This window comes from Deinococcus piscis (assembly GCF_014653275.1).
Lineage (GTDB): Bacteria > Deinococcota > Deinococci > Deinococcales > Deinococcaceae > Deinococcus > Deinococcus piscis.
This window is the reverse complement of the sequence record NZ_BNAL01000063.1, coordinates 1-5047: the sequence shown is the minus strand read 5'-3', so window position 1 is coordinate 5047 and position 5047 is coordinate 1. Positions and strand designations below refer to the sequence as shown.

The following is a 5047-nucleotide window of genomic DNA, read 5'->3' as shown; positions in this document are numbered from 1 at the left end:
GTGTGTGCTTTGACAGGCTGGGCACTCCGGCATCCTGTCAGTAGATCACGTTGGTACAGCCACTACCTTGGACAGTACCGTTCACATTATCCAGCGCTCTGAGTGCAATCTCCCATTTGCTTGAGGTGCACAGGTGTTCCGGTGGAACACCTGCCTTCAAACAACGTTCCTGATTGTTCGACCATTCGCGCGGCAAAAAGAGCTTCAGGCGGAGGGGGATCGGGATCTCGTTACGAGCCAGCGTCAATGAAACAAGGCACTGGCAGTTGGTGATTTTCCCTTCCTGGCCGGAATATTGACGCCCTACACCAACAGATTTCGATCCATACTTGGTAAGACAGGTATCGTCAATGGTCAGGACTGCGTCCTGACCACCGAGCAATTCTTGTGCCCTTTCAGCCAGAAGCTGTTCTAACCCCTGGTTTTTCCAGGGGCTATCGGTAATGAAGTGCTGGAATCGGTCGTATTCACCTGGGGCGACGAGGTCTGCCAGTGGCTGCATGCTTCTCCGTTTGGCTGTGCTACATAACCCCTGCACGTACTGAGCTGCTTTATTGCGCTGGGCGAGATGATGAAAGCAGCGCTGGAAGGGTGAAAACCAACTCGGGAAATGTCGTGTCCAGGGGGGCATTTTTCTGTTCAGCAAGAAGGCCGGCATCGCAGATGCCGGCCTGAACAGTGTCCCTGTATATTGCCCAAAGTACAGCTAGTTCTCTCGCAAGTTCTAATGGCCATGCCAGACTACATTCATGAACCGCACCGACCGTCTATTTGCCCTGCTGCTGGAATTGCGTGGCGACAGTTGGACGCGGGCTGAATATCTCGCTGAGACCTTTCAGGTCAGCGTGCGAACCGTTTACCGCGATATCGCTGCTCTCAATGAATCTGGCGTTCCAGTCGTCAGCCTTGCAGGTAAAGGTTACCGTTTGATGGACGGCTATTTTCTCCCCCCTCTCCAGTTCACAGCGCCTGAAGCACTACTTTTGATGTTGGGCGCAGATGCCATTTCAGGAGCGGTTGACGGTGAGTATGCCCAGGCCGCATCTGCCGCCGTCCAGAAATTGTCTGCGGCGCTGCCGGAGAGCCAACAGACGGAAGTAAGGCGGTTACGAGAAGCGCTTAAAGTGATTGCCGCTCCGAGCGAACCGGATCTGAAATGTTTGCCAGCACTGCGGGGGGCGATTCTCGGTCATCTTGTGGTCCGTTTCGAATACCGTAAACCGGGCGAGGATGTCATGACCCGTGAGGTCTACCCGCTGCGACTGGTTCATCTCTATGGAGTCTGGCTCCTTGGTGCCTTTGATCCACTCAGGAATGCGTTACGTACCTTCCGTCTGGGCAGGATCGGAGGTCTCCAAGTCACTAAACAGACCTTTGAGGTCTCTCCCGACTGGACCTTCCATTCCGCTGCTGATGACGCTCGCCGGAATCAGACGGTCAAGCTGCTGTTCGCTCCAGAACTCTATCCCCTCCTGCTAGAGCGGCCCAGCTACTTTCAAACGGAGGTGCATGTCGAACTGGGGTTGCCTCGGTAAAACATACTTTCAGTTACGCCGCAACACCTTGATTGATCTGCTCGAATTCTAACGGACTTCGGTATCCCAGCGTTGAGTGTCTCCGCTGACGGTTGTAAAACACCTCAATAAACTCAAAAACCTGCGTTCTCGCCTCCTGGCGAGACTCAAAGACTTGGCCCAAAAGCAACTCACGCTTCAGGGTCGAGAAAAAGCTTTCTACGACGGCGTTATCGAAACAATCCCCTTTCCTCCCCATGCTGCCCCGGATGTTCTGCTCCGCCAGTGTCTGCTGATACAGATGACTGCTGTACTGACTTCCCCTGTCGCTATGGTGAATCAACCCCGGCGGCGGTTGCCGCCGGTCAACGCCCATCTGAAGGGCTGCCAGGGGTAGATCGGTGGTCAAGCGCTCTCCCATGGCCCATCCCACTACTCTCCGCGAATGCAAATCCATCATCACGGCCAGATACAACCATCCTTCTTTGGTCGGCAAATACGAAATATCGCCAGCCCAGACCGTATTCGGCTTCTGAACTTGAAACCTCCGGCCCACCAGGTCAGGGACAGGCTGGCGTCCAGGTGCGGCCTTGGTCGTGACCTTGTACTTCCTGCGGCTCTTCCCTCGCAGGCCCAGTTCGCGCATCAAGCGTGCCACACGACGTCGGGAACACAAAAAACCTCTGGCTTTCAGTTCCGCGTGGATCCGAGGGACGCCGTAGCGTCCCTTGCTTTGCCCATGAATGGCTTCGATCTCTTCACCGAGCTGCTCATCCACGGTTTTCCTTTTGCTGATCGGCCGTCCTCGCCATGAGAAGTAACCCGCCCTGGTTACGCCGAGCATCCGGCACATCACGTCCAGATAGAACTCGCCTCGATGCGCTTCGATGAACTCGAACACGCTCAGTTTTCCTTGGCGAAGAAGGCCACTGCTTTTTTTAGGACATCACGTTCCTGACGCGCGATTTCCAGTTCACGCCTCAACCGTTTGATCTCGGCCTGCTCTTCGGTCAGGTTCTGTTTGCCCTTCCCGGGAAAAGCCCGCTCTCCGGCTTTTTTCTCCTGGCGGATCCAGCCATAGAGGCTCGAATCGCTGATCCCGAGGTCGCGTGCGACCTTGGGAACTGACTGATCCGGCTCGCTGGCCAGCCGGATGGCTTCCAATTTGAATTCCCTGCTGTACTTGACCCGCTCTCCCATCTGCCACCTCGCTTGGATTGTGGCGTTTCTTCAGGTATGCAGAATCGAGGTAGGCCCAAACCAGGTGGAACTGAAGTGATCCTGCTGGTCCGAGATGTCCGTGACATCCTGCCGTGGGTTATGTCCTGGGGAGCCGGAGTGCGGATCCAGGAACCACCAGTACTTCGGGAACTGATCCACGAGGAAGCGCAGAAGATCCTCCTGACATAGGGCTGTCACTGCTGGGGAGCAGGCTGGACTCAGGAGGAACAACCTATGACTCAATCACTTCCGACCAACCTGAGTTTCGTTACCCTGCATACCCCCGACTACCCCCGCGCCAAAGCGTTTCTGGTGGACGTTTTAAGATTTACTCCCACAGAGGAGCGCCCTGGAGCTAATGCGTTCGTCTCCGAGAATGGGGCAGGTTTAGCACTCCGCGAAAACCTGGACGTTCAGTCTCCACTTGGACAAGGTGTGACCATCTTCTTCACGGTCCCGGATCTCCAGACCTACTACGCCCAGGTGGTCGAAGGAGGTGCCCAGATTGTTGAGCCGATTCACGACATGCCGTTCGGCGCGACTTTTACGCTAGCCACTCCGGACGGTCACTGGCTGGGCTTCTGGCAGGGAGAAACATGAAATTGAACTATCTGAGCCTGACAGTTGCGGACATGACGCCCGCCTGAGCCCAAGTTGAGCAAGGCATCAGGCGAGAGCGCCCACGATGCCCTGCAGCGCCACATTGATGAGCATGACGCCCGCCTGAGCCACATGGAAAACCACTTGGGTATGCATGTCCCCCGCGGCAGCGCCAGCATCATGATCGACTTGCCGGGGTCCGGCAAGAGCCACTACCTTAAAGCGCACTACCTCAACCACGGTGTCCACATGCATGTGGATGTGGACGCCCTCGAGCACTTGGCAACCGGTGAGCACGATTTCAAATACCCCAGCCACTCTCCCGATTCGCACCCCACGAAGGGCGGCCAGCCCCACCCGCAGGCAGGCCAGCGCATCAAGAGGACCTATGACGAGGGCAACCCTGTGCATGTTGAGGTGGCGCACCCGGTCAACAAGCGCCTTGAAGCGCATATGTTCAGCGAGTTTTCAAAGCGGCGTACCCCTATGGTTTATCTCAGAACTTGCACCTGAACAGGGAGCCAAAAAGCGCTCCCAGAGCTGAAAATCTGGAAGTGTGTACAAACAGGTTTCAGGGGAGCGCGCCCATGTTCTCGCACAGCGGATTCTGGACATTCCAGAGACGCTGTACCAACGGCGAAGCCTGGAGGCTTCGCTGCACCTCTTCCACAGTCCAGGTCAGAAGACCAAGTTCAGCCAGGCAGAGGGAGTCAGCCCCAGTGCACTCAGCCGTTTCTTCAACATCTACGACTGGGATTCAGACCGTTGCTGGGAAGAGATGCAGGACACCCAATGGCGCATCCTGTTGGAGGCAGCTCGTCACAAACGCAGACCTCGTCTGCGTCTCAGTGTGGACCTGACCACGGTGGAAAAGGTGGGGACCCAGTTGCCCTTTGTCAGTGTGTACAACGGTAGACATGGCATCCACCTGGTCGTCCTGTTTGCCGAGTATGGGGAACTGAAGTTCCCCATTTCCTACCGGGTGTACCAGGGCAAGCACACCAGCACGCCCGTCACTCTGGCGCTCGACCTACTGGAAGAGGTGCCGGACTTCGTCGGGAAGCGCTTTCAGGTCTGCGTACTGGCAGACAGTGGATTCGAATCCGCTGTCTTTCTGGAAGGCGTGCGGCACCTCGATTTCGAGTTCGTGGTGGGTGTGAGGAGCAACCGGCGCACGGACCATCCTGGGCGGGTGACGGTGGCGGACTGTCCCCATGCAGGGTATGTCAACCTTGCCAACTGGCCCCTGGAAACGCTGTCTCTGGGGAGAGTAGATCGTGGGGACCGTGAATTCTTCGCGGTGTCGTCTGAACTGCTGGAGGGGGACGAGATCGTTGCTGAGGGTGCGCATCGCTGGGGGGTGGAATCCTTCTTTAAGGAAGGTAAGCACCAGTTTGGGTTGGCGCAGTTCGCGCTGCGAACTGCCAGGGGTCTGGACCGCTGGATTCTGATGGTCTTCCTGGCCTTCACCCTGACCATGCTGCATCGCTCAGAAGGGATGACCTTGAAAGAGGCAGCACGCCTGGCCCTGTATACCCTGTTCCCAGAGATTAGGCTGAACCACCTTCTCAACCTGATCCAAAAAGAACGAGAATTTCTTCTCCAGCACGGCTATTCGCTCAGCTATGCAAGGTGCAACTTATGAGGTTTACGTTCCTGAGCGAACATGGGATTGCCCCCTGTATCCGGCTACGGAGTGACACCAAGATGGA

Annotated in this window: 6 protein-coding genes and 1 pseudogene; 5 read left to right on the top strand and 2 right to left on the bottom strand. The window is 56.4% G+C overall.

Annotation, left to right across the window (positions count from 1 at the left end; all coding sequences use genetic code 11):
- Positions 1–67 precede the first annotated feature (67 nt).
- Positions 68–658: pseudogene (locus tag IE158_RS13145) on the bottom strand (IS701 family transposase); the annotation flags it as partial.
- 91 nt (positions 659–749) lie between these two features.
- On the opposite strand from IE158_RS13145, the gene IE158_RS13140 reads away from it, so the two are divergent.
- Positions 750–1535 (top strand): helix-turn-helix transcriptional regulator, encoded by a 786-nt coding sequence (locus IE158_RS13140; protein WP_189644160.1) that lies wholly within the window; start codon positions 750–752, stop codon positions 1533–1535.
- A gap of 13 nt (positions 1536–1548) precedes the next feature.
- On the opposite strand, the gene IE158_RS13135 is transcribed toward IE158_RS13140, so the two are convergent.
- Positions 1549–2714, bottom strand: a protein-coding gene (locus IE158_RS13135) for an IS3 family transposase (protein ID WP_189644159.1) whose coding sequence is annotated in 2 segments (ribosomal slippage) — positions 1549–2447 and positions 2447–2714 — 1167 coding nt in all. Because the reading frame shifts where the segments join, the coding sequence is not laid out codon by codon here.
- A gap of 36 nt (positions 2715–2750) precedes the next feature.
- On the opposite strand from IE158_RS13135, the gene IE158_RS13790 reads away from it, so the two are divergent.
- From IE158_RS13790 to IE158_RS13115, 4 genes are read left to right on the top strand one after another with little or no spacing between them, the layout of a single operon-like run.
- A complete protein-coding gene (locus IE158_RS13790; protein WP_373295845.1) occupies positions 2751–2924 on the top strand; it encodes a WCX domain-containing protein in 174 nt (57 codons plus the stop codon).
- A 45-nt stretch (positions 2925–2969) separates the two neighbouring features.
- On the top strand, positions 2970–3335 hold the full coding sequence (locus IE158_RS13125) for a VOC family protein (RefSeq protein WP_189644157.1): 366 nt from the start codon (positions 2970–2972) through the stop codon (positions 3333–3335).
- Positions 3336–3389: 54 nt separating this feature from the next.
- Positions 3390–3848, top strand: coding sequence for a hypothetical protein (locus IE158_RS13120; protein ID WP_189644156.1), 459 nt, complete (start codon positions 3390–3392; stop codon positions 3846–3848).
- Between the two features lie 43 nt (positions 3849–3891).
- A complete protein-coding gene (locus IE158_RS13115) occupies positions 3892–4980 on the top strand; it encodes a transposase (protein ID WP_189644155.1) in 1089 nt (362 codons plus the stop codon).
- The last annotated feature ends 67 nt before the right edge of the window (positions 4981–5047 follow it).

What these genes read in the sequence shown, in the direction of transcription:
- IE158_RS13140 (WP_189644160.1), top strand. Translation starts at nt 750, where the DNA reads ATGAACCGCACCGACCGTCTATTTGCCCTGCTGCTGGAATTGCGTGGC.
- IE158_RS13125 (WP_189644157.1), top strand. Translation starts at nt 2,970, where the DNA reads ATGACTCAATCACTTCCGACCAACCTGAGTTTCGTTACCCTGCATACC.
- IE158_RS13790 (WP_373295845.1), top strand. Translation starts at nt 2,751, where the DNA reads ATGCAGAATCGAGGTAGGCCCAAACCAGGTGGAACTGAAGTGATCCTG.